At 72.0% G+C, this 24,969-nt stretch carries 29 protein-coding genes and 1 riboswitch; of the genes, 14 read left to right on the forward strand and 15 right to left on the reverse strand.

What is annotated here, in order from left to right; translation table 11 throughout:
- The first annotated feature begins 61 nt into the window (after positions 1-61).
- Positions 62-1,189 (forward strand): 8-amino-7-oxononanoate synthase, encoded by a 1,128-nt coding sequence (locus ACF073_RS34120; RefSeq protein WP_392075338.1) that lies wholly within the window; start codon positions 62-64, stop codon positions 1,187-1,189.
- Positions 1,190-1,271: 82 nt separating this feature from the next.
- Here the strand turns inward: ACF073_RS34120 and ACF073_RS34125 are convergent, their stop codons facing one another.
- On the reverse strand, positions 1,272-1,493 hold the full coding sequence (locus ACF073_RS34125) for a DUF397 domain-containing protein (protein ID WP_392075339.1): 222 nt from the start codon (positions 1,491-1,493) through the stop codon (positions 1,272-1,274).
- 9 nt (positions 1,494-1,502) lie between these two features.
- The gene (locus tag ACF073_RS34130; protein ID WP_392075340.1) at positions 1,503-2,363 is read right to left on the reverse strand and encodes a helix-turn-helix domain-containing protein; all 861 of its coding nucleotides are present in this window, start codon (positions 2,361-2,363) and stop codon (positions 1,503-1,505) included.
- Between the two features lie 212 nt (positions 2,364-2,575).
- Here ACF073_RS34130 and ACF073_RS34135 point away from each other — a divergent pair, with 212 nt between their 5' ends.
- Positions 2,576-3,028 carry an ATP-binding protein gene (locus tag ACF073_RS34135; RefSeq protein ID WP_392075341.1) on the forward strand — a complete coding sequence of 151 codons (453 nt, stop codon included), beginning with the start codon at positions 2,576-2,578 and terminating at the stop codon, positions 3,026-3,028.
- An 812-nt stretch (positions 3,029-3,840) separates the two neighbouring features.
- Here ACF073_RS34135 and ACF073_RS34140 read toward each other — a convergent pair.
- The 3 genes from ACF073_RS34140 to ACF073_RS34150 form a co-directional block, all read right to left on the reverse strand.
- A complete protein-coding gene (locus ACF073_RS34140; RefSeq protein ID WP_392075342.1) occupies positions 3,841-4,314 on the reverse strand; it encodes a C40 family peptidase in 474 nt (157 codons plus the stop codon).
- A gap of 3 nt (positions 4,315-4,317) precedes the next feature.
- Positions 4,318-4,550: riboswitch (cyclic di-AMP (ydaO/yuaA leader) on the reverse strand.
- 341 nt (positions 4,551-4,891) lie between these two features.
- On the reverse strand, positions 4,892-5,197 hold the full coding sequence (locus ACF073_RS34145) for a hypothetical protein (protein ID WP_392075343.1): 306 nt from the start codon (positions 5,195-5,197) through the stop codon (positions 4,892-4,894).
- 8 nt (positions 5,198-5,205) lie between these two features.
- The gene (locus ACF073_RS34150) at positions 5,206-5,841 is read right to left on the reverse strand and encodes an ATP-dependent Clp protease proteolytic subunit (protein ID WP_392075344.1); all 636 of its coding nucleotides are present in this window, start codon (positions 5,839-5,841) and stop codon (positions 5,206-5,208) included.
- A 203-nt stretch (positions 5,842-6,044) separates the two neighbouring features.
- Between ACF073_RS34150 and ACF073_RS34155 the strand changes: the two genes are divergently transcribed.
- From ACF073_RS34155 to ACF073_RS34195, 9 genes are all read left to right on the forward strand, one after another.
- The gene (locus tag ACF073_RS34155; RefSeq protein WP_392075345.1) at positions 6,045-7,133 is read left to right on the forward strand and encodes a S1C family serine protease; all 1,089 of its coding nucleotides are present in this window, start codon (positions 6,045-6,047) and stop codon (positions 7,131-7,133) included.
- Positions 7,134-7,164: 31 nt separating this feature from the next.
- Complete coding sequence (locus ACF073_RS34160) at positions 7,165-7,443, forward strand: type II toxin-antitoxin system Phd/YefM family antitoxin (protein WP_392075346.1); 279 nt, start codon at positions 7,165-7,167, stop codon at positions 7,441-7,443.
- 226 nt (positions 7,444-7,669) lie between these two features.
- The gene (locus tag ACF073_RS34165; RefSeq protein ID WP_392075348.1) at positions 7,670-7,972 is read left to right on the forward strand and encodes an urease subunit gamma; all 303 of its coding nucleotides are present in this window, start codon (positions 7,670-7,672) and stop codon (positions 7,970-7,972) included.
- 11 nt (positions 7,973-7,983) lie between these two features.
- Complete coding sequence (locus ACF073_RS34170; RefSeq protein WP_392075349.1) at positions 7,984-8,295, forward strand: urease subunit beta; 312 nt, start codon at positions 7,984-7,986, stop codon at positions 8,293-8,295.
- Positions 8,288-10,009, forward strand: coding sequence for an urease subunit alpha (locus tag ACF073_RS34175; RefSeq protein ID WP_392075350.1), 1,722 nt, complete (start codon positions 8,288-8,290; stop codon positions 10,007-10,009). The genes ACF073_RS34170 and ACF073_RS34175 overlap by 8 nt, the downstream gene beginning before the upstream one ends.
- A gap of 10 nt (positions 10,010-10,019) precedes the next feature.
- Entirely contained in the window at positions 10,020-10,694 is a 675-nt protein-coding gene (locus ACF073_RS34180) for an urease accessory protein UreF (protein WP_392075351.1), read from the forward strand.
- A gap of 102 nt (positions 10,695-10,796) precedes the next feature.
- Positions 10,797-11,474 carry an urease accessory protein UreG gene (gene ureG / locus ACF073_RS34185; protein ID WP_392075352.1) on the forward strand — a complete coding sequence of 226 codons (678 nt, stop codon included), beginning with the start codon at positions 10,797-10,799 and terminating at the stop codon, positions 11,472-11,474.
- A complete protein-coding gene (locus tag ACF073_RS34190; RefSeq protein ID WP_392075353.1) occupies positions 11,462-12,253 on the forward strand; it encodes an urease accessory protein UreD in 792 nt (263 codons plus the stop codon). The genes ureG and ACF073_RS34190 overlap by 13 nt, the downstream gene beginning before the upstream one ends.
- Before the next feature lie 112 nt (positions 12,254-12,365).
- Positions 12,366-13,961 (forward strand): alpha/beta hydrolase, encoded by a 1,596-nt coding sequence (locus tag ACF073_RS34195; protein WP_392075354.1) that lies wholly within the window; start codon positions 12,366-12,368, stop codon positions 13,959-13,961.
- 113 nt (positions 13,962-14,074) lie between these two features.
- Here ACF073_RS34195 and ACF073_RS34200 read toward each other — a convergent pair whose 3' ends face one another.
- Entirely contained in the window at positions 14,075-14,800 is a 726-nt protein-coding gene (locus ACF073_RS34200; protein WP_392075355.1) for a lysophospholipid acyltransferase family protein, read from the reverse strand.
- Between the two features lie 278 nt (positions 14,801-15,078).
- On the opposite strand from ACF073_RS34200, the gene ACF073_RS34205 reads away from it, so the two are divergent.
- Complete coding sequence (locus ACF073_RS34205) at positions 15,079-15,477, forward strand: DUF6153 family protein (protein ID WP_392075356.1); 399 nt, start codon at positions 15,079-15,081, stop codon at positions 15,475-15,477.
- Between the two features lie 92 nt (positions 15,478-15,569).
- On the forward strand, positions 15,570-16,169 hold the full coding sequence (locus ACF073_RS34210) for a DUF305 domain-containing protein (protein WP_392075357.1): 600 nt from the start codon (positions 15,570-15,572) through the stop codon (positions 16,167-16,169).
- An 86-nt stretch (positions 16,170-16,255) separates the two neighbouring features.
- On the opposite strand, the gene rocD is transcribed toward ACF073_RS34210, so the two are convergent.
- The 8 genes from rocD to ACF073_RS34250 all read right to left on the reverse strand — a co-directional run bounded on the left by rocD (position 16,256) and on the right by ACF073_RS34250 (position 23,611).
- Positions 16,256-17,473: an ornithine--oxo-acid transaminase gene (gene rocD / locus ACF073_RS34215; RefSeq protein WP_392075358.1), complete on the reverse strand. Its 1,218-nt coding sequence runs from the start codon at positions 17,471-17,473 to the stop codon at positions 16,256-16,258.
- Positions 17,473-18,282, reverse strand: coding sequence for a dimethylargininase (ddaH, locus tag ACF073_RS34220; RefSeq protein WP_392075359.1), 810 nt, complete (start codon positions 18,280-18,282; stop codon positions 17,473-17,475). Before ddaH ends, rocD begins: the two co-directional genes overlap by 1 nt.
- Before the next feature lie 153 nt (positions 18,283-18,435).
- Entirely contained in the window at positions 18,436-18,921 is a 486-nt protein-coding gene (locus ACF073_RS34225; protein ID WP_392075360.1) for an Lrp/AsnC family transcriptional regulator, read from the reverse strand.
- A 37-nt stretch (positions 18,922-18,958) separates the two neighbouring features.
- Positions 18,959-19,126, reverse strand: a complete 168-nt coding sequence (locus tag ACF073_RS34230) for a hypothetical protein (RefSeq protein ID WP_392075361.1) — start codon at positions 19,124-19,126, stop codon at positions 18,959-18,961.
- Positions 19,127-19,262: 136 nt separating this feature from the next.
- Positions 19,263-20,213: a cytochrome c oxidase assembly protein gene (locus ACF073_RS34235; RefSeq protein WP_392075362.1), complete on the reverse strand. Its 951-nt coding sequence runs from the start codon at positions 20,211-20,213 to the stop codon at positions 19,263-19,265.
- 104 nt (positions 20,214-20,317) lie between these two features.
- Positions 20,318-21,343 carry a 6-phosphofructokinase gene (locus tag ACF073_RS34240; protein ID WP_392075363.1) on the reverse strand — a complete coding sequence of 342 codons (1,026 nt, stop codon included), beginning with the start codon at positions 21,341-21,343 and terminating at the stop codon, positions 20,318-20,320.
- Positions 21,344-21,623: 280 nt separating this feature from the next.
- Entirely contained in the window at positions 21,624-22,352 is a 729-nt protein-coding gene (locus ACF073_RS34245; protein WP_392075364.1) for a type 1 glutamine amidotransferase, read from the reverse strand.
- Between the two features lie 20 nt (positions 22,353-22,372).
- Positions 22,373-23,611 carry a MurT ligase domain-containing protein gene (locus ACF073_RS34250; RefSeq protein WP_392075365.1) on the reverse strand — a complete coding sequence of 413 codons (1,239 nt, stop codon included), beginning with the start codon at positions 23,609-23,611 and terminating at the stop codon, positions 22,373-22,375.
- A gap of 152 nt (positions 23,612-23,763) precedes the next feature.
- Here ACF073_RS34250 and def point away from each other — a divergent pair, with 152 nt between their 5' ends.
- Positions 23,764-24,303 carry a peptide deformylase gene (gene def / locus ACF073_RS34255; RefSeq protein WP_392075366.1) on the forward strand — a complete coding sequence of 180 codons (540 nt, stop codon included), beginning with the start codon at positions 23,764-23,766 and terminating at the stop codon, positions 24,301-24,303.
- Positions 24,304-24,307: 4 nt separating this feature from the next.
- Here def and ACF073_RS34260 read toward each other — a convergent pair whose 3' ends face one another.
- Entirely contained in the window at positions 24,308-24,952 is a 645-nt protein-coding gene (locus ACF073_RS34260) for a TetR family transcriptional regulator (RefSeq protein ID WP_392075367.1), read from the reverse strand.
- Between the last annotated feature and the right edge of the window lie 17 nt (positions 24,953-24,969).

Consider the following 24,969-nt stretch of genomic DNA (forward strand, 5'->3'; position numbering starts at 1 on the left):
CCTGGGGGACAGGTGGTGCCGCTAGGGTCTGTCCGCTACCTACAAAAGCACCGGAGGACCCATGGCGTTCGGCTGGATCGACGAGCAGGCCGGGGCGCGGCGCCGCGCCGGACTCGTCCGCACCCTGCGTCCGCGCCCCGCCGATTCGCCGCTGCTGGACCTGGCGAGCAACGACTACCTGGGCCTTGCCCGCCATCCGGAGGTCATCGAGGGAGCGGCCGGCGCCGCCCGGACCTGGGGCGGCGGCGCCACCGGCTCCCGGCTGGTCACCGGCACCACCGCGCTCCACACCGAGCTGGAGCGGGCGCTCGCCGCGTTCTGCGGGTTCGAGGCGGCCCTGGTGTTCTCCTCCGGGTACGCGGCCAATCTGGCGGCGGTCACCACGCTCGGCCCGCACGGCTCGCTGATCGTCTCCGACGCGGGCAACCACGCCTCGCTCATCGACGGCTGCCGGCTCGCCCGGGGCGAGACGCAGGTCGTCGGGCACGCCGACCCGGAGGCCGTGCGCAAGGCGCTCGGCACCCGCGCGGGCGCGGCGATCGCCGTCTCCGACACGGTGTTCTCGGTCGACGGGGACCAGGCGCCGCTGGCCGCGCTGGCCGCCGCGTGCCGGGAGCACGGCGCGGGACTGGTGGTGGACGACGCGCACGGGCTGGGCGTGCTGGGCGACGGCGGCCGGGGCGCCCCGTACGCGGCCGGGCTCGCGGGCGCCGACGACGTGGTCGTCACGGCGACCCTGTCCAAGTCGCTCGGCAGTCAGGGCGGGGTGGTCCTCGGCCCGGCCCGGGTGATCGACCACCTGGTCAACGCGGCCCGGACGTTCATCTTCGACACGGGACTCGCGCCGGCCGCCGCCGGTGCCGCGCTGGCGGCGCTGCGGCTGCTGGAGCGCGAGCCGGAACGGGCGGCGCGGGCCCGTGCGGTGGCCGCGGAACTGCACGCACGGCTGACCGCCGCGGGTCTGGAAGCGGTGCGTCCGGACGCCGCGGTGGTCTCCGTGCGGGCTCCGTCCCCGGAGCAGGCGGTGCGCTGGGCGGCCGACTGCCGTACGGCAGGCCTGGCCGTGGGCTGCTTCCGCCCTCCCTCCGTGCCCGACGGCATCTCACGGCTGCGGCTGACCGCCCGCGCGGACCTCTCCGGGGCCGAGATCGAACGCGCTGTACGAGTCATCGGCGAAACGCGACCATGAGTCGGCGTGACACGGCCGTGCGTCGCCTGAGAACGACTGGGAATGATCGGATCTAATCATCCGATCTGATCGTCCGCTCTGATCAGAGGGTGGTCACGAAGTCGGCCCAGCTGTCGGTGGAGAAGAGCAGCGCGGGTCCGGCGGGGTTCTTGGAGTCGCGTACGGCGAGGAGTCCGGCCGTGGGCCCTGAGCGCGGCCGGGCCGTCTCCACACAGTTGTTCGCTCCCGTGCTGTAGCTGCTGCGCAGCCAGCGCACGTCGTGCAGATCGGTACTGGCAGGGACGTTCCGAGGCAGTGCTGACATGGTGCCTCCTTACGCGCCGTCACCTATCCCGGCGATGTAGTCCAACGAGTCCTCGGGGGAAAGGGCGTGGAACCGAAGGGTGTTGAAGGCCTCGGTGTAGGCCATGAGGTCTTCTTTCCGTTCCAGGTAGAGGCTACTCGTCAGCTGGTCGAGAACAACCACATCCAGATCAGAAGTGCTCGGAAATGAGAAGATAACGAAAGGCCCGGTGAGGCCGACATGCGCGCCGGCCGTGAAGGGCAGAACCTGGAGCCGTACCTGCGGAAGCCGGGCGGCCTCCATCAGCCGCTCCAGCTGCCGGGCCATCACGCCGGGGCCGCCGACCTCACGGCGCAGCACCGCCTCGTCCAGCACGGCGTCCAGCACCAGCGGCGGGTCCGAATGGAGCACGTCCTGCCTGGCCAGGCGCACTTCGACCAGCGTGTCGAGGCGGTCCTCGGCCAGGTCCTTCACGGCCGCCCGGGTGACCGCGCGGGCGTACTCGGCGGTCTGCAGCAGCCCCGGTACCACCGTGGTCTCCAGGGTGCGCATCGCGCCGGCCTGCGACTCCAGGCTGATGAAGTCGCGGTACGTGGGCGGCAGCACCCCGCGGTAGGCGTGCCACCAGCGGTGCCGCCCGCCCGCGTCCTCCGCCCCCGCCAGCATCAGGAGCAACTCGCGCAGATGCTTGTCGCGCACCCCGTAGGCGTCCAGCAGCAAGCGCAGATCGGCCGGTTTCACACCGCTGGCGCCGGTCTCGATGCGGCTCACCTTCGACTGGTGCCAGCCGACCAGCCGGGCCGCCTCCCCGCTCGTGAGCCCGGTGGCGGTACGCATGGTGCGCAATTCGGCGCCCAGTTTGCGGCGGCGCACCGCAGGACCGTTCTGCATGGGCTCCTCCTTACTCCCTCCGGGCCACCCAAATACGGTCTCGCGTAGTAGAGTTCACCGCTTTGGGCGACAGATATATGCATATCTTGGTGGATCGCTCCCTGTGACGGCCCGTTGATGGCAGGCTGGCGAGCAAGCACCAGTCCGGGACCGTACTCGAACCCTCCGCTGTATGTCGGACCGCGGCCCCGTCGGAAAGGGACGACGTCGCCATGGCAGACCATCTGGAAGCATCCGTCACTCTGCCGAGCGATCCCGCCTCGGTCTCCGCCGCCCGCTCCTACGTGGTGGGAACCCTCGTGGAATGGGGCCTGCCGTCGGACACCGAGGTGGCCGACACCGTGCGGCTCATCGTCTCCGAACTCGCCACCAACGCCGTACAGCACACCTTCGGTCAGTCACCCACCTTCACGGTCGACATCGCGCTGCGCCATGACGCACACCTGCGCATCGGCGTCACGGACAGCCACCCGCGCTTCCCGAAGAGACTGCCCGCCGCCGTCCAGCAGGACAACGGCCGCGGCATGGTCATCATCCGCTGGCTCACCGCGGAGTGCGGCGGCAGACTCCGGGTCCGCCCCACCCGCGAGGGCGGCAAGACGGTCTCCATCGAGCTTCCCTGGATGGTCCCGGCCGCGCCCGTCCCGGCGGGACAGGAACCCTGAGCGAGCCTCGCGGCCCGGCCTGCCCGGCCGCCCCCGGCCGCGTGCCCGGAAAACGCCCGCCGCCGGATCCCTCGCGGCCGGCCGCCCGCCGCCTGCCCCGCCCTGTGCGGTCGCGGTCCGCGCCGCCGTCTCCGGTACGACGGCCGCCCCGAGCCCCGCGCCGACGAGCGCGCACATCACGGCGTGTCAGGGGGGCCGGCACCAGCGGCGCCGGGGTCGGCACGGCGCCGTACCCTCCGGCCCGGCGGGAGATCGAGCCGCTGCCCGCGGGGGCGGATGCCACAGAAGGTGTGGGTCAGCGCCGGATCCACCTCGCCGGCCGCTGCCACGAGGACACCGGCCGACGCCTCGCAGTCCGCGACCGGGGGCCGTACGCCGGAACGTGCTCGGCGGGACGCGCCGTGCGTCGGCGGGGGCGGACGCGCCCCGGTGGGCCGGGAGGCGCTGAGCCGCGGTTCACCGCCAGTCAGTCGTGCGGGCTTGTGCCGGGCCCGCTCCGGTTCGTCGAGCACCCGCCCGGCGCGGGCCACGAGCTGCGGTGAGCCCGCCTCGGCCGGCCGGACCCCGCGGTGGCGGCCCACGGCGGTGCACCAGCGGTGCCGCCCCCGCACCCGCTCGGCGGGTGCGCCCTGGGGGCGCTGTCCGGGCCGTCCGTCGCCGGAGGAGGCCGCGGCCGAGGCCGCCCAGGACACCGCTGCTCGCGCTGTTCGTCGGGCCCCGGGCCGCCCCAGGGATCCGGGCGGTCACCGGGGTTGCGCTGACGGCGCTGGGAGCGGCCCTGCTGCCGGAGCCGCCCCTGGCCTGACGGCGGGTCAGCTCACCCGGCCGTACCAGACGCTCCTCGTCCAGATCTTCTGGAGCTTCACCACGTCACCGGTCTTCGGGGCGTGCCAGATCTTCCCGTGGCCGGCGTAGATGCCGACGTGGTAGACGCTGGAGCCCGAGTGGAAGAAGACCAGGTCGCCCGCCTTGCGGCTGTGGGCGGAGATGTGGTGCGACTTGTTGTACTGCTGCGCGGCGGTACGCGGCAGCTTCTTGCCCGCCTTCTTGTAGGAGTAGAGCGTCAGACCCGAGCAGTCGAACCTGCGCGGACCGGTCGCCCCCCACGAGTACGGGGCACCCTTCTTGGACGCGGCGATCTGCAGTGCTTTCGTCGCTGTGGTCGCGGCCGAGGCCTCGCCGGCGAGACCGGGCACCGCGATGGAGCCGCCCACGGCGGCGAGGGTCAGGGCCGAGGCCGTGCCGGCCCGGGCCATCAGCGACGGGACACGATTGAGCGCAGTCATGCGCAACCCTTCGTCAGCCGCCTGTGAAGGATGACCTGTCGGATTCGGGCTGGCGAAGTTGCCCGGCCGCGTTGCCACGGCTTCACCCCAAGGGCTGCTCGGAGCGTGCGACCCGGCTGTGTCGAACAGCCGAGCACTCGTTCCGGCGACCCGTCTTGCCTGGGTCCTCCACTCCTGCCGATCCACTTCTGTCGACCGGTCATCCGGGCGGCGGCAGGACTCGGCGTCCGCCCGGATCGCCCCGCCGCGGTGGCGGGGGCTTGTCGTCAGACAGGGATCTTCACTCACTGCTGTCCGAAAATCCCAATGGAATCGGGGATTTGTGGCGTTACTCACCACTCATCCGTTCGGGTGGACACTGCTCCGCCCGAGCCTCCGTCAGAACCGTTACGTAGCCCCGGACCTGGGACGATGCCCTCTTCTGCGGCCCATGGACCCGCGTATCGCGCAACTCGGGAGGCCCGGAAATCGATCTGGATGTACACCGGTCGGCGGTACGTCGTTCGGGCCGTTTCAAGTTCGGTCCGCACGGGTCGTGTCGACGCACGGGACCGGACGGCCCGGAGAGGTGTCCGCCTCAGCCGACGTCGTCCGGCGGGAGCGCGACGAGAGCGGCCCGGCGCTCACCGTCCAGCACCCGCAACGCGCGTGCCAGCGTGTCCCCGTGCAGCTCCGTCTCGCCCCGTCGGTGCATCAGCGTGAGCGCGTCGCACAGCTCTGCCGCCTTGCGCACCAGCGCCTGAGCCGCTCGCATGCCGCGGTAGGTGTCCCCGTGCCGGGCCGGATTGATACGGCCCAGCAGGTCGACCGCGTCCAGGTAGCGGTCGATGACTTCGCCCTCGGCCCGGGTCAGGGCGGGCAGTGGCGGAAGATCCGGCAGCATGGGGCGGCTCACCTCGCGTCCGGTGCGCCGGGCGTGTCCCGGCGGTTGGGCACGATGCCGTCCACCAGACCGTACGCGAGCGCCCCCGGGGCGTCCAGGATCAGGTCGCGCTCCAGGTCCTCGCGCACCTGGCCGGGCGTGCGCCCCGTGTGCCGGACGAGCATCTCCTCCAGCATCGCGCGGATCCGGGTCAACTCCTCGGCCTGGATGAGCAGGTCGCTCGGCTGGCCGCGCACCGGCTCGGGCAGTGCGGGCTGCCGGATCACCATCCGCGCGCCGGGCAGGGCGAAGCGCTTGCCCGGGGTGCCGGCGGCGAGCAGCACGGCGGCCGGGGCGGCGGCCTGGCCCAGGCAGTAGGTCACCACGTCGCACGTGACGTACCGCATCGTGTCGTAGATCGCCGCCATCGCGTCGAAGGAGCCGCCCGGCGAGTTCACGTACAGCGTGATGTCCCGGTCGGGAGCGGCGTGTTCCAGGTACATGAACTGGGCCGCCACATCGTTCGCGGCCGTGTCGTCGACCGGTGTGCCGAGGAAGACGATCCGGTCCTCGAAGAGCTTGGCGTACGGATCCAGGGTGCGCACGGAGGATCCGGTGCGTTCGGTGAACTCGGGCAGGACATGACGTGCGGACGGTCGGGACATGGGGGCACACCCTTCCTCGCGGCGGAGCCGCCTTCGGCGAGCTGTCCGTAAAAAATGTACAGGACGTACAGAAGGGGGGAAGGGCTCGGCTGGTGACGGCTCGCCAGGACAGGCCCCGGGCACCCGCTTAAGCTGGTTGTGCAAGCGATCATTTCCGGGCTGGTCCCGGTGGGATGCCGCCCGATGTCGGAAGGCTCCGCGCCGTGGATGCGAAACTCAGAGCCGCGCTCGCCGCACCGGCGGTCGCGTCGTTGGTGATGGGCGGAACGGTCGCGTACGCGGCCCCGGCGGACGATTCGCCGCAGGAAATCTTCGAGAAGGCCGCACCGGCCACTGTCCACGTGGTGGGCAAGACGGGTTTCGGAAGCGGCTTCATCTACAACGCCGAACAGGGGCTCATCGTCACCAACGCGCATGTCGTCGCCGGTGAGAGCGCCCTCAAGGCCGTCATCCCGGACAAGGGCGAGGAACCTGTCCGCATCCTCGGCATCGATCCGTGCCAGGACATCGCCGTCCTGCAGTTCACCGCGCCGCAGAAGGACCTCGAACAGCTGGAGTTCGGCGACAGCGGCAAGGTCGAGGCCGCCGACGCGGTCACGGCCATCGGCTACCCGGCGTCCTTCGACAAGAACCCGGAGGAGCAGAAGCCCGTCTACACCGCGGGCGTCGTCCAGTCGCCGAACGTGCCGGCGGATCCCTCGCCCTCCCTGCCCCACTACTCGGACACGATCCAGCACTCCGCCACGATCAACCCCGGCAACTCCGGCGGCCCGCTCCTGGACGCCGACGGCAAGGTGGTCGGGCTGAACACCCTGGGGAACCCCGACGCGCAGGGGCAGTACTACTCGATCAGCGGCGAGCATGTGCGCTCGAGGCTGGACGGGCTGTCCGACGGCGACAAGAAGAACGCCCCCGGATGGCTGCTCGCGTCCCTGGACGACGCGAGCCTCAGCTCCCTGTACGCCGACGATCCCAAGTCGGAGCAACTGGTGTCCGATACGCAGCAGCGCCTGCTGAAGGACGGCACCGAAGGGCTGTTCGTGCAGTCGGTGGCGACCGACTCGGAGGCGGCCAAGGCCAACCTGGAGACCGGCGACGTCATCACCGCGATCAAGGACACCCCGGTGGCCACGGTCGGTGACATGTGCGACGTCCTCCAGTCCGCCACCCCCGGCGAGAAGATGCCGCTCGAAGGCAAGTACAGCCTCAACGCGGGGGCGACGATGGACGACGGTCACGTCACTCGATTCGGTGAGGACTGGAGCACCGATGTGGTCCTCCCGAAGCAGTAGGCACCGGTGGAGTGCCCCGTAAGCTGGGGGTATGGCCTACGAGATTCCGGTGACGCAAGCCAGGGCTGAACTCGCCGACCTGATCAACCGGGTCGTGTACGGCGGTGAGCGGGTCGTCGTGACACGGCACGGCAAGCCGCTGGTCGCGTTGGTCTCGGCCGCCGATCTGGAGCGGCTCGACGCCCTGGACGAGCAGCCCGAGGACCAGGTCGTCAGCTCGGTGTCCCGGGTGCGCGAGACCGGTTCGGCGCCGCAGGAGCGGCACCGCTTCGGGATCGCCGCCGAGCACCGGCGGCCGGGCACCTCCTGAGCCGCTCTCTCTGCGGGAGCCCATAGCGGGGTCATCCGCGAGCCAAAGTCTGGTTAACGTCGTTGAAACTCCGGCGTTCTAGCCTGCCCATCCACGCCACCAGGGGTTTTTCTGACCCGGATTGACGACGATCCGGGTATTTGTCTGTGTGTTACACCTATCCCCGTCGTGGTGGCTGCGGCAGCCGGACCCCGCACGGTCCGGAGCAAGGACTGTGAGGTGGGACGTGCAACTGACGCCGCACGAACAAGAGAGGCTGCTGATCCATGTGGCGGCCGACGTGGCCGAGAGGCGCCGGGCCCGCGGGCTCAGGCTCAACCACCCGGAAGCGGTCGCCCTCATCACATCGCACATCCTGGAGGGCGCGCGGGACGGCCGCAGCGTCGCCGAGCTGATGTCCTCCGGCCGCAAGGTTCTGACCAGGGACGACGTCATGGACGGCATCGCGGAGATGATCCACGACGTCCAGGTGGAGGCCACTTTCCCGGACGGCACCAAGCTCGTCACCGTCCACGAACCGATCATCTGACGGGGGCCGCGATGATTCCCGGAGAGATCCTGTTCGCGGACGACGCCGTCGTCTGCAACGCCGGCCGTGAAGTGACCCGGCTGACCGTACTCAACGCCGCCGACCGGCCGATCCAGGTCGGCTCCCACTACCACTTCGCCGAGGCCAACCCCGGCCTGGAGTTCGACCGCGCCGCCGCCCGCGGCAAGCGGCTCGACGTCCCCGCCGGCACCGCCGTCCGCTTCGAGCCCGGCATCCCCGTCGAGACGGAACTCGTGCCGCTGGCCGGCGCCCGGATCGTGCCCGGACTGCGCGGGGAGACCGGAGGCGCCCTCGATGCCTGAGATCTCCCGCGCCGCCTACGCCGACCTGTTCGGGCCCACCACCGGCGACCGGATCCGGCTCGCCGACACCGACCTGCTGATCGAGATCGAGGAGGACCGCTCCGGCGGCCCCGGCACATCCGGGGACGAGGCGGTCTTCGGCGGCGGCAAGGTCATCCGCGAGTCCATGGGCCAGTCCTGCGCCACCCGCGCCGAGGGCACCCCCGACACCGTGATCACCGGCGCCGTCGTCGTCGACCACTGGGGCGTCGTCAAGGCCGACATCGGCATCCGCGACGGCCGGATCACCGCCCTGGGCAAGGCCGGCAACCCCGACACCATGGACGGTGTCCACCCCGACCTGGTCATCGGCCCCGAGACCGAGATCATCGCGGGCAACGGGCGCATCCTCACCGCCGGTGCGATAGACGCGCACGTCCACTTCATCTGCCCGCAGATCGCCGACGAGGCGCTGGCCTCCGGCATCACCACCCTGGTCGGCGGCGGCACCGGCCCCGCCGAGGGCTCCAAGGCCACCACCGTCACACCAGGACCCTGGCACCTCGCCCGGATGTTCGAGGCGATGGAGGCCTACCCGGTCAACGTCGGCTTCCTCGGCAAGGGCAACACGGTCAGCCACGAGGCGATGCTCTCGCAGATCCGCGGCGGCGCCGCCGGACTGAAGCTGCACGAGGACTGGGGCTCCACGCCCGCCGTGATCGACGCCGCGCTCACCGTCGCCGACCGGACCGGCATCCAGGTCGCCATCCACACCGACACCCTGAACGAGGCCGGCTTCGTCGGCGACACCCTCGCCGCCATCGCGGGCCGGGGCATCCACTCGTACCACACCGAGGGCGCCGGCGGCGGTCACGCGCCCGACATCATGACCGTGGTCTCGCGGTCCAACGTGCTGCCCAGCTCCACCAACCCGACCCGGCCCTTCACCGTCAACACCGCCGAGGAACACCTCGACATGCTGATGGTGTGCCACCACCTCAACCCGGCCGTCCCCGAGGACCTGGCGTTCGCCGAGTCCCGGATCCGCCCGTCCACCATCGGCGCGGAGGACGTACTCCACGACCTCGGCGCGATCTCGATCATTTCCTCCGACTCCCAGGCCATGGGCCGGGTCGGCGAGGTCGTCCTGCGCACCTGGCAGACCGCCCACGTCATGAAGCGCCGGCGGGGCGCGCTGCCCGGCGACGGCCGCGCCGACAACCACCGGGTGCGGCGCTATGTCGCCAAATACACGATCAACCCGGCACTCGCCCAGGGCCTCGCCGCCCAGATCGGCTCCGTCGAGACCGGCAAGCTCGCCGACCTGGTGCTGTGGGAGCCCGCGTTCTTCGGGGTCAAGCCGCTCCTCGTACTCAAGGGCGGACAGATCGCGTACGCGCAGATGGGCGACGCCAACGCCTCGATCCCCACTCCGCAGCCGATCCTGCCCCGCCCGATGTACGGCGCGATCGGCCGGGCCCCGGCCGCCAACTCCGTCAACTTCGTTGCCGGGCTCGCGATCGAGGACGGGCTGCCGGAGCGGCTGGGGCTCGGCAAGCGGTTCGTGGCGATCGAGTCCACGCGCGCGGTCACCAAGGCCGACATGCGGGAGAACGACGCCCGGCCGGACGTACGGATCGAACCCGACAGCTTCGCCGTGCACATCGACGGCGAACTGGTCGAGGCCGCCCCGGCCGTCGAACTGCCCATGGCCCAGCGCTACTTCCTCTTCTGAGGGTGACGCGATGACACGGGCAGCACTGCTCGTCCTGGGCGACGGCCGCTTCCCCGCCGGAGGGCACGCGCACTCCGGCGGGGCGGAGGCCGCCGTCAAGGCGGGCCGGATCACCGACGCCGCGAGCCTGGAGGAGTTCTGCCGGGGCCGGCTGCACACCGCGGGACTGGTCGCGGGCGCGCTGGCGGCCGCGGCCGTCCTGGGCGCCGACCCGCGCGAGCTGGACGCGGCGGCGGACGCCCGCACCCCGTCCCCGGCCCTGCGGGCCGCGGCGCGGCGCCTCGGCCGGCAGCTGCTGCGGGCCGCCCGCACCGCCTGGCCGAGCGCAGAACTCGAGTCCCTGGCACGGGAGTTCCCCAAGGGAGCCCATCAGCCGGTGGTGCTCGGCCTGGTCGCACGGGCGGCCGGCCTCGCACCCGAGGACGCGGCCCACTGCGCGGTGTACGAGAGCGTGAGCGGGCCGGCGACGGCCACCGTGCGGCTGCTGAGCCTCGATCCGTTCGAGGCGACCGGGGTGCTGGCCCGCCTGGCGCCGGAACTGGACCGCGTCGCCGACGCGGCGGTGGAGTCCGCGCGCAAGGTGGCCGAGGAGGGCATGGACGCCCTGCCCGCCGCCTCCGGGCCGCTGCTGGAGGTCGGCGCGGAGTGGCACTCCGGCTGGCCGGTACGACTGTTCGCTTCCTGACCCCGGGGGCCGCGCCCCCACCCCCCCTCGGGCCCGCACGGCCCCGTCCGCCGACCCCGGACGGCCCGGCGAGGCCGAACCCGGCTGAGAAGGAGCCATGCCATGCACCTCGACCACACCCACGAGGGCCCGGCCGCCGTCAGCGCGGACGCCCACCGCACCGACGGGACCCGGCGGGCCCTGCGCGTCGGGCTCGGCGGGCCCGTCGGCTCCGGGAAGACCGCCACCGTCGCCGCGCTCTGCCGGGCGCTGCGCGAGGAGTTGTCCCTCGCGGTCGTCACGAACGACATCTACACCCGGGAGGACGCCGAGTTCCTGCTCCGGGAGGCCGTACTGCCGCCCGAGCGGATCACCGCCGTCGAGACCGGCGCCTGCCCGCACACCGCGATCCGCGACGACATCTCCGCCAACCTCGAGGCCGTCGAGGACCTGGAGGACGCGGTGGGCCCGCTGGACCTGATCCTCGTCGAGTCCGGCGGCGACAACCTCACCGCCACCTTCTCCAAGGGGCTCGTGGACGCCCAGATCTTCGTGATCGACGTGGCCGGCGGCGACGACATCCCGCGCAAGGGCGGGCCCGGCGTCACCACCGCCGACCTGCTCGTCGTCAACAAGACCGACCTCGCCCCGTACGTCGGCTCCGATCTCGCGAGGATGGCCGCCGACGCCAAGGCGCAGCGGGCCGAACTCCCGGTCGTGATGCAGTCGTTGCGCGGCGAGCCCGGCGTCGCCGACGTGGCCGCGTGGGTCCGCGAACGGCTCGCCGCATGGACGGCGTGACCGCTGCGGGGGTCCGGGCGAGTGCCCGGATCGAGGCCCGCGCCGACGGCCGCGGCGGCACGGTGCTGCCCGTCCTGGACGGCGAGGGCCCGCTGGCGCTGCGCCGTATCCGCTCGACCGGACCGGAGGCGCGGGTCATGGTCGTCGGCGCGATGAGCGGACCGCTCGGCGGTGACCGCTTCACGCTGGCCGCCCGGGTGGCACAGGGGGCCCGGCTGCACGTCGGGTCGGCCGCCGCCACCCTCGCCCTGCCGGGCCAGGCCAAGGGTGAGGCCCGGTACGACGTACGGCTCGACGTGGCCGACGGGGGCGAACTGCACTGGCTGCCCGAGCAGTTGATCTCCGTCGACGGCAGCGAGCTGTACCTCGCCACCCGGGCCGAACTGGGCGCCGGTGCCCGTCTGGTGCTGCGCGAGGAGCAGGTGCTGGGGCGGGCCGGGGAGCGCTCCGGGCGGCTCACCAGCCGGCTGACCGTGCGGATCGCGGGCCGGACCGTGCTGGACCAGGAGCTGGCCTGCGGGCCGGGCGCACCGGGCGGCTGGGACGGCCCGGCCGTGCTCGCCGGACATCGCGCGGTGGGACAACTCGTGTTCGTCCGCCCGGAGTTCGCCCAGAGCCCCCTTCAGGCGCAGCCGCTGGGGGAGTACGCGGCGCTGGTGCCTCTGGCGGGCCCCGCCGCTCTGGTCACCGCCGTCGCGCCGGACGCGCTGCGCCTGCGGAGGCTGCTGGACGAGGTACTGACGCGGTTCGGCCGGAGCGTCACGCTCAGCGGGACATGATCATCCGGTTATCGGATTGGTAAAGAAGGGTGAAGAGCTCTGTTCTCAGCGGGCTCACAGCCGAGAGGATCCCCGTCTGACCACACTCAGCGAGGTAGGGGGAGGGGCCCACTTGAGGGAGAACAGGCCGAAGAGCCGTCTGCTGGCACTCGGTTCCGCCGGAGTACTTGTCACCGCCACTCTGATCGCGGGTGCCGTCTCGGCACCCATGGCCGGCGCCGCCGGCCGTCCCGGCCCGGACCGGGAGGCCAAGGGCGCCGAGATCGCGGCCGCCCGCGCCGCGAAGGCCGGCGTCCACTGGCAGGACTGCCCGGCCGACTGGGGGCTGGCGAAGCCCATCCAGTGCGGCTGGGTCAGCGTGCCGCGCGACTACGCGCACCCGTACGGCAAGCAGATCAAGCTCGCCGTGGACCGGATCGGCAACACCGGTACCAAGAAGGAGCGCCAGGGCGCGCTCGTCTACAACCCGGGCGGCCCCGGCGGCTCGGGTCTGCGCTTCCCGACCCGGGTCACCAACAAGAACCCCATCTGGGCCAATGTGGCCAAGGCCTACGACTTCGTCGGCTTCGACCCGCGCGGCGTCGGCCACTCCGCGCCCATCTCCTGCGTCGACCCGCAGGAGTTCGTCAAGGCGCCGAAGGCCGACCCGGTGCCGGACAGCGCGGCGGACAAGAGGGCCCAGCGCAAGCTCGCCCGCGAGTACGCCGAGGGCTGCGGCGAGCGCAGCGCCGCCATGCTGCCGCACATGACGACGCCCAACACCGCCCGCGACCTGGACGTCATCCGCGCGGCGCTGGGCGAGCGCAAGCTCAACTACCTGGGCGTCTCCTACGGCACCTACCTCGGCGCCGTCTACGGCACCCTCTTCCCCGGCCACCTGCGTCGCATGATCGTCGACAGCGTGGTCAACCCCTCCCGCGAGAACATCTGGTACCAGGCCAACCTGGGCCAGGACGTCGCCTTCGAGGGCCGCTGGAAGGACTGGCAGGACTGGGTCGCCGCGAACGACGCCGCCTTCCACCTCGGCACCACCCGCGCCGCCGTCCAGGCCAAGTGGCTCGACCTGCGCGCCGCGGCGAAGCAGCACCCGATCGGCGGGGTCGTCGGCCCGGCCGAGCTGATCTCCTTCTTCCAGAGCGCCCCGTACTACGACTCCTCGTGGGTGCCGGTCGCCACCGTCTTCAGCAAGTACGTCGCCGGTGACACCCAGGCGCTGGTCGACGCGGCTGCCCCCGACCTGTCGGACACCGCGGGCAACATCGCCTCGGAGAACAGCAACGCCGTCTACACGGCGGTCGAGTGCGCCGACGCCAAGTGGCCCACCAGCTGGCAGAAGTGGGACCGGGACAACACCCGGCTGCACAAGGACTACCCCTTCCTCACCTGGGCGAACGCCTGGATGAACCTGCCGTGCGCCACCTGGCCCGGCAAGCAGCACCACCCGGTCGACGTCAAGACCCACAAGGGCCTGCCGCAGGTGCTGATCGTCCAGTCCACCCGTGACGCCGCCACCCCGTACGACGGCGCCGTCGAACTGCACAAGCGCTTCCGGGGCTCCCGCCTGATCACCGAGAAGGACGCGGGCTCCCACGGTGTGACCGGCCTGGTCAACCCCTGCATCAACCAGCGCGTCGACGCCTACCTGCTCGACGGCAAGCTGGACGGCAAGGACGTGACCTGCGCCCCGCACACCACGCCCAAGCCGTAACCCCGCCGATACGGTGACGAGGGGCGGCCGGACTTCCCGGCCGCCCCTTCGCCGTGCCCTGTCCCGGGTGCCGGGCCTCCCGCGCCGCGCCGGCCCCGCCGCCCAGGGACCGGTCAGGCGAGCGGTGCCCGCGGGAACCTGCGCTCCCGTGCGCCCCGCTCCGCGGCCTGGCGTTCCTTGACGTCGGCCGCGTACTCGTCCACGTACTCCTGCCCCGACAGGGAGAGGATCGCGTAGATGATCTCGTCGGTGACCGCCCGCAGCACGGCCTTCTCGTCCTCCATGCCGGCATAGCGGGAGAAGTCGAGCGGCTCGCCGAAGCGGATGGTGACCGGATGGATCCTCGGCACCACCTTGCCGGGCGGCTGGGCCTCGAACGTGCCGATCATCGCGCAGGGCACCACCGGGCAGCCCGCCCGCAGCGCCATCACCGCGACCCCGACCTTGCCCTTGTAGAGCCTGCCGTCGTGCGAGCGCGTGCCCTCCGGGTAGATGCCGAGCAACTCGTCCTTGCGCAGCACCCCGAGACCCTCGCGGATCGCGGCCCGCCCCGCGTTCTTGCCGGAGCGGTCCACCGGGATCTGCCCGGCGCTGCGGAAGAAGAACGCGGTGAGCCGGCCCTTCAGCCCCGGCCCCGTGAAGTACTCCGCCTTGGCGAGGAAGGTGATGCGGCGCTTCAGGATCGCCGGCATCAGAAAGTGGTCGGAGAAGGACAGATGATTGCCGGCGACGATCGCCGGGCCCGACGCGGGTACGTGGTCCAGGCCCTCGATCCGGGGCCGGAAGACCAGTCTGAGCAGCGGACCCAGCAGCACGTACTTGAGCAGGTGGTAGAACACGGCTCGCTCCTCACTCGGCTACGGCTCGCTGGGTGACTGCCCCGCCGCGGCGCGGACATGCGGTCGGGTCCCCGTGCGTGCGGCCCGGAGCGCGGCGATGGGCCCCATCTGGACATTAAGTCGCATTCCGGCCGTCATGACCAGGCCGACAGACCACATCGGGCAAGCTCGCGCGGAGCCGTCCGTCGTGCTCGCGCCGGGGAACCGTCCACCGTCCCCTCCCCGCACCGCCGTGCCCCTGCCCGGCCGCCGCCCCCGGCCCTCGTACGATGTCCCCGATGACCGGCATCCCGAAGCACGCCCCGCGACCGCCCCTGCGGTGTCCCGGGCTGCTCGTGCTGGGCCTCCTGCTCGGGCTGCTCGGCATGCACGCGCTGGCGCCCGGCGGGGGCATGGGGCATGCCGGGCCCATGCGTGCCGCGCACGGCGCGGTCGCCGTCGGCGCACCGGACGACTGCCCGGACGGGGCCGGCCACTGCGGCGGCCATCGGCCGCACCACGCCGACGCGAGCTGCGCCTCGGGCGCCGTGCACGACGGTCCGCAGCTGCCCGGACCGGTCCCCGGCCCGGTGACCGTTGCCGCCGCGGCCGTCCGTCCGCACTCCGCCGCCGCCGCCACGCCGGAAGGCGCCCGCGCCCCGCCCGATCTGGCCGAACTCCAACTCCTGCGGATCTAGAGGCCGCCCCGGCCGCACGCCCTGCCCCGCGCGGGTGCCGCGGCCGTGCGCACGTGTGCCCGAAATCCCTTCAGAGCAACAGGAGTTCCCGCATGACCACCCGTACCCTGACGCGCCGTGCCGCCCTCGCCGCCCTCGCCGCGGCCGGCGCCCTCGTCCTGGCCGCCTGCGGCGGCGACCACGCCGACAGCGGCCACGGCGGCTCCGCCCCGAGCGCGACCGCCGGCGCCCACAACGCCCAGGACGTCGCCTTCGCACAGGGCATGATCCCGCACCACCAGCAGGCCCTGGAGATGGCCCGGCTCGCCGCCGGCCGGGCCGCCTCGGCCGAGGTCAGGGACCTGGCCGCGCGCATCGAGAAGGCACAGGACCCGGAGATCCGCACCATGACCGGCTGGCTGCGGGCCTGGGGCGAGCAGCTCCCCATGGCCGGCATGGACCACTCGGGTCACAGCGGTATGTCCGGGATGATGAGCGACGCCGACATGACGGCCCTGCGGAAGGCCACCGGCAAGGACTTCGACACCCGGTTCCTGACGCTGATGACCGAGCACCACCGGGGCGCCGTCGAGATGGCCGCCACCGAGCGGGCGAAGGGCCGGGACGGCGCGGCCAAAGCCATGGCCGACGCCGTCGTCATCGCGCAGAGCGCCGAGATCAAGGAGATGAAGCGACTCCTCGGCACGCGCTGACCCGGCGCCCCGGCACGCGCTGAGCCCGGCGCGGGACGACCGACGGCGGGCGGGGGCCGGTGACGCCACCGGCCCCCGCCCGCCGCTCAGGCCAGCACCCTGCGCAGGGCGGCGAGGGCGGACCCCAGCTCCTCCGCCGTGATGGTCAGGGGCGGCGCCAGCCGGATCGTCGAGCCATGGGTGTCCTTGACCAGGATCCCCTCGCGCATCAGACGCTCACTGATCTCGCGGCCGGTGCCCAGCGCCGGGTCGACGTCCACCCCGGCCCACAGCCCGCGCGCCCGGAACCCGGTCACGCCCTGGCCGACCAGCTCGGTCAGCCCGTCCCGCAGGACCACCCCCAGCTCGGCCGCCCGGCGCTGGAACTCACCGCTCTCCAGCAGCTCGATCACGGCCGTGCCGACCGCCGCGGCCAGCGGGTTGCCGCCGAACGTCGAGCCGTGCTCACCCGGATGCAGCACACCCAGCACCTCGCGCCGGGCCACCACCGCCGACACCGGCACGATGCCGCCGCCCAGCGCCTTGCCGAGCAGCAGCATGTCCGGGACGACGCCCTCGTGCTCGACGGCGAGGGTACGGCCCGTGCGGCCGAGACCCGACTGGATCTCGTCGGCGATGAACAGGCAGCCCTTGCGCCGGGTCAGCTCCCGCACACCGGTCAGATAGCCGTCGTCCGGGATGATCACCCCGGCCTCGCCCTGAATGGGTTCGATCAGCACCGCGGCCGTGGTCTCGTCGACCGCCGCCTCCAGCGCGGCCAGGTCGTTGTACGGCACGACCCGGAAGCCGGGGGTGAAGGGGCCGAAGCCGGTGCGCGCGGTCTCGTCCGTGGAGAAGCTGACGATGGTCGTCGTACGGCCGTGGAAGTTCTCCGCCGCGACGACGATCGTCGCCCGGTCGGCCGGCACGCCCTTCACGTCGTACGCCCACTTGCGGGCCACCTTGACGCCGCTCTCCACCGCCTCGGCGCCGGTGTTCATCGGCAGCACCATGTCCAGGCCGGTCAGCTCCGCGAGCCGCTCGGCGAAGGAGGCGAGCCGGTCGTTGTGGAAGGCGCGGGAGGTGAGGGTGAGCAGGTCCAGCTGGCGGTGGGCGGCCTCGATCAGCGCCGGGTGCCGGTGGCCGAAGTTGAGGGCCGAGTAGCCGGCCAGCATGTCGAGGTAGCGGTTGCCCTCGACGTCCTCGACCCAGGTGCCCTCGGCCCGGGACACGACCACGGGCAGCGGATGGTAGTTGTGCGCGAGAACCGGCTCCTCCGCACGGATCAGGTCGTCGGACGTACGGGGGCGCGCGGGTGCGGTCATCAGCGGATCTCCTGGGTGCAGCACTTGATGCCACCGCCGGCCTTGTGCAGCTCGGACAGGTCGACGGGGACGGGGACATAGCCGTGGCCCGCGAGACGCTCGGCCAGCGCCTCGGCCCTGGGCGCGATGAAGACGTGCCGGCCGTCGGAGACGGAGTTCAGGCCGAACGTCAGAGCGTCCTCGCGGGTGGCCGGCACCGCGTCCGGGTACAGCCGGTCGAGCACCTCCCGGCTGCCCGGCGAGAACGCCTCCGGGTAGTAGCAGATGTTGTCGTCGTCCAGGACGAACAGCGCGGTGTCCAGGTGGTAGAAGTACGGGTCCACCAGGGTGAGGCCGATCACCGGGTGGCCGAGGAACTCCTGCACCTCGCGATGGGCCTCCCGGGTGGTGCGGAACCCGGTGCCCGCGAGCACGTAGCGGCCCGTCCACACCAGATCGCCCTCGCCCTCGGCCACCGCCTCGGGGCGGTGCACGTCATAGCCCGCCGTCTTGAACCAGGTGTCGTAGTGGACGGACTCCGGACGCCGCTCCGGAGCGTGGAAGAGGGAACCGAAGACCCGGCCGCCGACGACGAACGCCGCGTTGGCGGCGAACACCATGTCGGGCAGCCCGGGGACCGGCTCGACGCTGTCGACGGTGTGGCCGTGCGTGCGGTAGGCCCGGATCAGCGACTGCCACTGCTCCTGGGCCAGGTCGATGTCGACGGGCCGGTCCGGTTGCATCCAGGGGTTGATCGCGTACTGGACGGCGAAGTGTCTGGGTTCGCAGACGAGAAAACGCCGAGCACGCGGCACACGACGTTCGGACACAGAGGGTTTCCTCCGTTTTCCTGTGTGTCACTGAGGGGTGACACCACGGTAGGAAGGGAGGGGGACGCGCGACAAGCGAGAAAGATTGCGCAGATGCGCAGCATCGCTGCGTTGTTCCCGGGCGGCACGCATGACTCCTGCGTGTCGCACGGGTCATTCGGGGGCAGCGTGAGTGGCGCCCGCTTCCGGGCTCTCCGGGAGCAGATGGGACAGCACCATCACACTGATCGTCTTCCGGATGAACGGCTCGGCGCGGATCCGCTCCAGCACCTCCTCGAAGTGCTCCACGTCCCGGGCCCGCACATGCAGCAGCGCGTCGGCGCCGCCGGTCACGGTCATGGCCGCCGCGATCTCCGGATGGTTGCGGACGACCTCGGCGAGGCGCCGGGGCGGGGCCGCGCCCTCGCAGTACACCTCGACGTACGCCTCCGTGCGCCAGCCGAGCGCCGCCGGCCTGACCGTCGCCGTGAACCCGGTGATCACCCCGGTCTCCCGCAGCCGGTCCACGCGCCGCTTGACCGCCGTGGCGGACAGCCCCACGTCCGCGCCGATCTCGGCGAAGCTGGTCCGGGCGTTCGCCATGAGCGCGATGACGATCTGGCGGTCCAGCTCGTCGAAGGAGGGCGTCCTGCTGTTCATGCGGGCACTGTAACCAGACCCGCCCGGACGGCGCGGTTCAGGACTGGGTGACGATCAGCGCCAGGGTCAGCAGCCCCAGCACCACCCATCCGAACCACAGCCAGCCGTTGCTGCCGAGCGCGACCGTGTAGGCGGTCACGACGACCAGCCCGCCGACCGTGAGCGCCCCCATCGCCTTGGTGGAACCGTTCGTGGAACCGGGCATCGCGGCACCCTCCTCGTGGTCCGTCCCCGACCATGGTGCCCCGATTCCGGCCCGGAGGGGATACGGCGGCGGGCCGGAGCGGACACCGCTCCGGCCCGCAAGGGTTCCGGGACACAGCTCAGGCGCGCGCCGGGCCTCAGCTCTCGCGCGCGTTCAGCGAGGCCAGGTAGGCGTTGTACGCCGCCAGCTCCTGGTCGCCGTTGCGGTCGGCGGCCCGGTCGGCGCGCTTGGCCTGCCGCTGCTCGGAGCGGTACCACTGGAACAGCAGCGCGATCAGGACCAGCACGGACGGGACCTCGCTGAAGGCCCAGGCGATGCCGCCCGCCGCGCTCTGGTCGGACAGCGCCTCGATGCCGAGCGAGGCCGGCGGGTGCTTGAACGTCTCGACCATCGGCTCCGACGCCATCATCAGCGCGATACCGAAGAACGCGTGGAACGGCATGCCGGCGAACAGCTCCAGCATCCGCATCAGATGCCCCGGCCGGTGCGGACCCGGGTCCACGCCGATGATCGGCCAGAAGAACACCACACCGACCGCGAGGAAGTGCACCATCATCGCGATGTGCCCGGTTCGGGAGCCCATCAGGAAGTCGAACAGCGGGGTGAAGTACAGGGCGTACAGGCTCGCGATGAACAGCGGGATGGTGAACGCCGGATGGGTGATGATCCGCATGTACCGGCTGTGCAGCAGCCACAGCAGCAGCTCGCGCGGCCCCTTGCGGCCCTTGCCGGCCGCCGGCAGCGCGCGCAGCGCCAGGGTGACCGGGGCGCCGAGCAGGATCAGGATCGGCGACAGCATGCTGATCACCATGTGCTGCACCATGTGCACGCTGAACATGACCATGCCGTAGTCGTTCAGCTTGGTGCACATCACCAGTGCGATGGTGAGCACGCCGGCCACGAACGACACGGTCCGGGAGACCGGCCAGGAGTCCCCGCGCCGGCGCAGCCGCACGACCCCCCAGCCGTACAGCGCGAGCCCGGCGAGACAGGCCACGAGGAAGAACGGATCCGCCGACCACTGGAGCCCCCGCCCCAGCGTGAACGGCGGCAGATCCATCATCATGCCGTGCCCGCTGTGATCCATCCGGCGGCTCCTGATTCGTGGGGGTTGTACGTGTCTGTCCGCCCCCAAGAGTAGAACCGCCCCCGGTCACGGCTGCGACCGGGGGCGGGTTGTTCCGGAGCGGACTACAGCACGCACTCCGCTTCGTCGTACCGCTCGGCGGGGACGGTCTTCAGCGTCTCGACGGCCTCGGCCAGGGACACCGTCACGATGTCGGTGCCGCGCAGCGCCGTCATCCGGCCGAACTCGCCCCGGTGCACGGCCTCCACCGCGTGCCACCCGAACCGGGTCGCCAGCACCCGGTCGTACGCCGTCGGCGTGCCGCCCCGCTGCACATGCCCGAGGATGACCGGCCGGGCCTCCTTGCCGAGCCGCTGCTCCAGCTCGATCGAGAGCTGGCGCGCGATGCCCGCGAACCGCTCGTGGCCGTAGATGTCCTTGCCGCCCTCGTCGAACTCCATGGAGCCGGGGCGCGGTTTGGCCCCCTCGGCCGCGACCACGATCGCGAACCGCTTGCCCGCCTCGAACCGCTCGCCGACCTTCCTCGCCAACTCCTCGATGTCGAAGGGCCGCTCGGGCACGACGACGGCGTGGGCGCCGGCCGCCATGCCGGAGTGCAGCGCGATCCAGCCGGTGTGCCGGCCCATGACCTCCACGATCAGCACCCGCTGATGGGACTCGGCGGTGGTCTTCAGCCGGTCGAGCGCCTCGGTCGCCACGGTCACCGCGGTGTCGAAACCGAAGGTGACGTCCGTGACGGCGATGTCGTTGTCGATGGTCTTGGGCACGCCCACGATGGGCAGCCCGTTGTCCGACAGCAGCCGGGCCGCCTTCAGCGTGCCCTCGCCGCCGATCGGGATGATCGCGTCTAGGCCCAGCTCCGCGACATGGCCCCTGGCCCGCTCCACGCCGTCCCGCAGGTGCTCGGGGCGGACCCGGGAGGAGCCGAGGATGGTGCCGCCGCGGGCCAGGATGCCGGCCACGGCGTCGAGGTCGAGCTTGAGGTAGTCGCACTCCAGGAGGCCTTTCCAGCCGTCCCGGAAACCGATGACCTCGTCGCCGTGGTCGACGACGGCGCGGTGCACGACGGACCGGATGACGGCGTTCAGGCCGGGGCAGTCGCCGCCGGACGTGAGGACACCAATGCGCATAGCCCGAAATACCTTCTCAACGTGGGCCGGGTAACCGGACCACGTTGTCCGGCGGATTCCCGGTCACCCTACCGGCGTGAGGGGGTCGCTCCGCAGCAGGCGTCCGCCTGCTGGACGCGCCCGCACATGTGAGCGGACGGGCTGTCAGGCGGGCCCTGGACAAGCCTGCCGGACCACGCTGAAATCCCGCTGAATCCCCGGTTACGCCCACGGCCGCGCGACAGCCTGCTCCAGGCTGTCGCGCGGCCGTGGCTACGCGGGCTGTGCCGTGCCGTGGTGGCTAGGCGGGCTGCTGCGCCGAGGCGATGCGCTCGTTGCGCAGTGCCTCGTACCAGTGGTCGTCGATCGGCGGCAGCGCGTTGACGTCGAGCGCCAGCTTCAGCAGCAGGTCGGCGATGAGCGGGTTGCGGGCGAGGACCGGGCCGTGCATGTACGTGCCGAAGACGGTCCCGTTGTACGCGCCCTCCGTGCCGTCCCCGGTGCCGTTGCCCTTGCCGATGCTGACCCGGGCGAAGGGGCGGGCGCTCGGGCCGAGGTGGGTGACGCCCTGGTGGTTCTCGAAACCGGTCAGCTGGGGCAGGCCGAGCTGCGGGTCGATGTCCCCGAGGACGTCGCCGACGCACCGCTCGCCCTCGCCGCGCACCGACACCACGTCGAGCAGGCCGAGGCCCGGCTCGCGCTGGCCGAGGTCGTTGATGAACTCGTGGCCGAGGATCTGGTAGCCGGCGCAGACGGAGAAGACGATCGCGCCGTTCTGCACCGCACGCTGCAGATGGCCGTCGCGGCGCAGCCGCTCGGCCGCCAGCCGCTGCGGACGGTCCTCGCCGCCGCCGATCAGGTAGATGTCGCCGGAGGTCGGGATCGGCTGGTCGCTGCGCACGTCGAGCCGGGCCACGTCCAGGCCGCGCTGCCGGGCCCGCCGCTCCACGACGAGCGCGTTGCCCTGGTCGCCGTAGGTGCTCAGCAGGTCGGGGTAGATCCACACCAGCCGCAGTTGGTTGTCGCTCATGAGGTGATCGCCCTTCGTGATCAGTTGCCGACGCGGCGGCGCAGGTCCTGGAACGCGGTGTAGTTCGCGATGACCTCGATCCGGCCCGGCGGGCACATCTGCACGGCCTGGTCGAGGTTCTCGCAGACCTGGAAGTGCTGGTTGGCCACCTCCAGACGGACGGCGAGGTCCAGCTTCCGGTCGCCGATCACGAAGATCGGGTGGCCGGTCAGCCGCGTGTAGTCCACGTCCCACAGCCAGGAGGTGTCGGTGCCGTCGGCGCCGCGCGCGTTCACGGACAGGATCACCGGGGCGGGCGGCTGGTCGATCAGGGAGAACGTCTCCAGCCAGCCGGCCGGGTTCTTGGCCAGCAGCAGCCGCAGATCGCGGTTCTGGAACTGGACGACGTCGTACCGGCCGGCCACCGCCTGCACCTGGTACATCCGCTCCAGGGCGACCTGCGGCGGCACCCCGAAGACGGCGGCGACGGCCGCCGAGCTGGCCGCGTTCGCCTTGTTGGCGCGGCCCGGCAGCTGGAGGTGGATCGGCCAGGCGGAGCCGTGCGGGTCCAGGACATGGTCGCCGGAGAGCGCCCAGGTCGGCTGGGGCCGGCGGAAGCCGCACTCACCGCAGAACCAGTCGTCGCCGGGGCGCTGCATCACGCCGCCGCACGACGGGCAGGACCAGGCGTCGTCCTTCCACATCTGGCCGGCCGCGACCCAGACCACGTTCGGCGAGGACGACGCCGCCCACACCACCAGCGGGTCGTCGCAGTTGGCGACGACGACGGCCTTGGAGCCCGCCAGGCCCTCGCGCCAGTTCTCGGCGAGCATCCGGGTCTCGGCGGCGCGGTCCAGCTGGTCCCGGGAGAGGTTCAGCAGGGCGATGCACTTGGGGTCGGTGTCCCGGGCCACTCCGGCCAGGTACTTCTCGTCGACCTCGATGACGCCGAACTTCGCCTCCGAGCCGCCCGCGAGCGCGGACGTGATGCCGGCCGGCATGTTGGCGCCGAGCGCGTTCGACACGACCGGGCCGGCGGCGCGCAGCGCCTCGGCGATCAGCCGGGTGGTCGTGGTCTTGCCGTTGGTCGCCGACACCAGGACGACGTCCAGGTTCTGGGCGAGCCGGGCGAGCAGGTCGGGGTCGAGTCTCAGCGCGATCCGGCCACCGATCACCGACCCGCTGCCGCGTCCCGCTGCCCGCGAGGCCGCAGCGACCGCTTTGCCCGCGGTCACGGCCAGCTTGGCCCGCGGCGAGAGCGGGTCCGAGTTGCCTGCCATCAGTTCTCGATCCTCCTTGCGTACGCGCCGCGCCTGGGGCCATCCGGCAACGTGGTGTGAACGTCAGCCTATCGAGATCCGTTCGCACACCCGAATCCCGCCTCCCGCCTCCGGCGACGGGCATGAGCTTAAGGAACCGTACCCTTGCCGCCATGCGACACGGTTCCATCCCGGGCGCCCACGGGCGCGTCCGGCCCCTCACCCTGCTCGGCGACACCGCCCTGAGCGAGCCCTGCCGGGACGTCACCGACTTCGGTCCGGACCTCGCGGCCCTCGTGGAGGACCTGTTCGCCACGATGTACGCGGCGCGGGGGGTGGGCCTGGCCGCGAACCAGATCGGGGTCGGTCTGCGGGTGTTCGTGTACGACTGTCCCGACGACGAGGACGTGCGCCATCTCGGCCACGTGGTCAACCCCCGCCTGGTCGAGGCCGACGGTGTCGTCATCAGGGGCCCGGAGGGCTGTCTGTCCCTGCCGGGCCTCGAAGCGGGCACCGAGCGCTACGACCACGCGGTGGTCGAGGGCCGCACGGTGACCGGCGAACCGGTCACCGTGCACGGCACCGGCTTCTTCGCCCGCTGCCTGCAGCACGAGTGCGACCACCTGGAGGGGCGCGTGTACGCGGACCGTCTCACGGGCTGGCGCAGACGCAGACTGCTCCGGCAGGCCGAGCGGGCTCCGTGGAGCCGGTGAGGGGTCAGAAGCCGGGGCCGCCCGCCCGGTCCCCGGCCGCGGCGAGCCGTCCCCACAGCAGATCCGCGAGGGAGCGCACCAACGCGGCCCGGGAGCAGGGGCGTTCTCCCAGCCACCAGTCGCCGGCGGCGTGCATCATCCCGACGATGCCGTGCCCCCAGACCCGGGCCAGCTGCTGGCTCTCCGGGCCGAGGTCCACCCGCTCCTCGATGACCTGGGCCAGCTCCTCGCCCATCCGGCGCAGCAGCGGAACGCTGTGCTTGCCGACGTCGAAGCCCGGGTCGCCGCCCTGGCTGCCCTCCGCCGGGTGCATGAGGAACCGGTAGACCTGGGGCCGGGCCTCGATGGCGGCGAGGTAGGTGTCCAGGGTGGACTCGACCCGCTCGCGCCGCTCGGCCGGCGCGTCCAGTGCGGCCCGCAGCGAGGCGAGCAGGGCGTCGGTGTGCCGTTTGGCCAAGGCCGCGTAAAGACCGCCCTTGTCGCCGAAGTGCCGGTACAGGATCGGCTTCGTGATTCCCGCTTCCGCCGCGATCGCGTTCATCGACGCCTGCGGGCCGTCGCGCAGCACCACCCGGTCGGCGGCCTCCAGCAGCTCGCGCCGTCGGCGGTCGGCGGACCGCTGCTGCTCGGTCCGCTGCGTGGTGTCCATGTGCTCTCCCCACCCGT

This window comes from Streptomyces sp. NPDC015171, from assembly GCF_043079545.1.
Lineage (GTDB): Bacteria > Actinomycetota > Actinomycetes > Streptomycetales > Streptomycetaceae > Streptomyces.

What these genes read in the sequence shown, in the direction of transcription:
- ACF073_RS34150 (WP_392075344.1), bottom strand. Translation starts at nt 5,841, where the DNA reads ATGTCCCGACCGTCCGCACGTCATGTCCTGCCCGAGTTCACCGAACGC.
- ACF073_RS34240 (WP_392075363.1), bottom strand. Translation starts at nt 21,343, where the DNA reads ATGCGCATTGGTGTCCTCACGTCCGGCGGCGACTGCCCCGGCCTGAAC.
- ureG (WP_392075352.1), top strand. Translation starts at nt 10,797, where the DNA reads ATGCACCTCGACCACACCCACGAGGGCCCGGCCGCCGTCAGCGCGGAC.
- ACF073_RS34175 (WP_392075350.1), top strand. Translation starts at nt 8,288, where the DNA reads ATGCCTGAGATCTCCCGCGCCGCCTACGCCGACCTGTTCGGGCCCACC.
- ACF073_RS34230 (WP_392075361.1), bottom strand. Translation starts at nt 19,126, where the DNA reads ATGCCCGGTTCCACGAACGGTTCCACCAAGGCGATGGGGGCGCTCACG.
- ACF073_RS34245 (WP_392075364.1), bottom strand. Translation starts at nt 22,352, where the DNA reads ATGAGCGACAACCAACTGCGGCTGGTGTGGATCTACCCCGACCTGCTG.
- ACF073_RS34160 (WP_392075346.1), top strand. Translation starts at nt 7,165, where the DNA reads ATGGCCTACGAGATTCCGGTGACGCAAGCCAGGGCTGAACTCGCCGAC.
- ACF073_RS34145 (WP_392075343.1), bottom strand. Translation starts at nt 5,197, where the DNA reads ATGCTGCCGGATCTTCCGCCACTGCCCGCCCTGACCCGGGCCGAGGGC.
- ACF073_RS34225 (WP_392075360.1), bottom strand. Translation starts at nt 18,921, where the DNA reads ATGAACAGCAGGACGCCCTCCTTCGACGAGCTGGACCGCCAGATCGTC.
- rocD (WP_392075358.1), bottom strand. Translation starts at nt 17,473, where the DNA reads ATGACCGCACCCGCGCGCCCCCGTACGTCCGACGACCTGATCCGTGCG.
- ACF073_RS34135 (WP_392075341.1), top strand. Translation starts at nt 2,576, where the DNA reads ATGGCAGACCATCTGGAAGCATCCGTCACTCTGCCGAGCGATCCCGCC.
- ACF073_RS34170 (WP_392075349.1), top strand. Translation starts at nt 7,984, where the DNA reads ATGATTCCCGGAGAGATCCTGTTCGCGGACGACGCCGTCGTCTGCAAC.
- ACF073_RS34205 (WP_392075356.1), top strand. Translation starts at nt 15,079, where the DNA reads ATGACCGGCATCCCGAAGCACGCCCCGCGACCGCCCCTGCGGTGTCCC.
- def (WP_392075366.1), top strand. Translation starts at nt 23,764, where the DNA reads ATGCGACACGGTTCCATCCCGGGCGCCCACGGGCGCGTCCGGCCCCTC.
- ACF073_RS34130 (WP_392075340.1), bottom strand. Translation starts at nt 2,363, where the DNA reads ATGCAGAACGGTCCTGCGGTGCGCCGCCGCAAACTGGGCGCCGAATTG.
- ACF073_RS34125 (WP_392075339.1), bottom strand. Translation starts at nt 1,493, where the DNA reads ATGTCAGCACTGCCTCGGAACGTCCCTGCCAGTACCGATCTGCACGAC.
- ACF073_RS34190 (WP_392075353.1), top strand. Translation starts at nt 11,462, where the DNA reads ATGGACGGCGTGACCGCTGCGGGGGTCCGGGCGAGTGCCCGGATCGAG.
- ACF073_RS34120 (WP_392075338.1), top strand. Translation starts at nt 62, where the DNA reads ATGGCGTTCGGCTGGATCGACGAGCAGGCCGGGGCGCGGCGCCGCGCC.
- ACF073_RS34210 (WP_392075357.1), top strand. Translation starts at nt 15,570, where the DNA reads ATGACCACCCGTACCCTGACGCGCCGTGCCGCCCTCGCCGCCCTCGCC.
- ACF073_RS34235 (WP_392075362.1), bottom strand. Translation starts at nt 20,213, where the DNA reads ATGGATCACAGCGGGCACGGCATGATGATGGATCTGCCGCCGTTCACG.
- ACF073_RS34180 (WP_392075351.1), top strand. Translation starts at nt 10,020, where the DNA reads ATGACACGGGCAGCACTGCTCGTCCTGGGCGACGGCCGCTTCCCCGCC.
- ACF073_RS34250 (WP_392075365.1), bottom strand. Translation starts at nt 23,611, where the DNA reads ATGGCAGGCAACTCGGACCCGCTCTCGCCGCGGGCCAAGCTGGCCGTG.
- ACF073_RS34140 (WP_392075342.1), bottom strand. Translation starts at nt 4,314, where the DNA reads ATGACTGCGCTCAATCGTGTCCCGTCGCTGATGGCCCGGGCCGGCACG.
- ACF073_RS34260 (WP_392075367.1), bottom strand. Translation starts at nt 24,952, where the DNA reads ATGGACACCACGCAGCGGACCGAGCAGCAGCGGTCCGCCGACCGCCGA.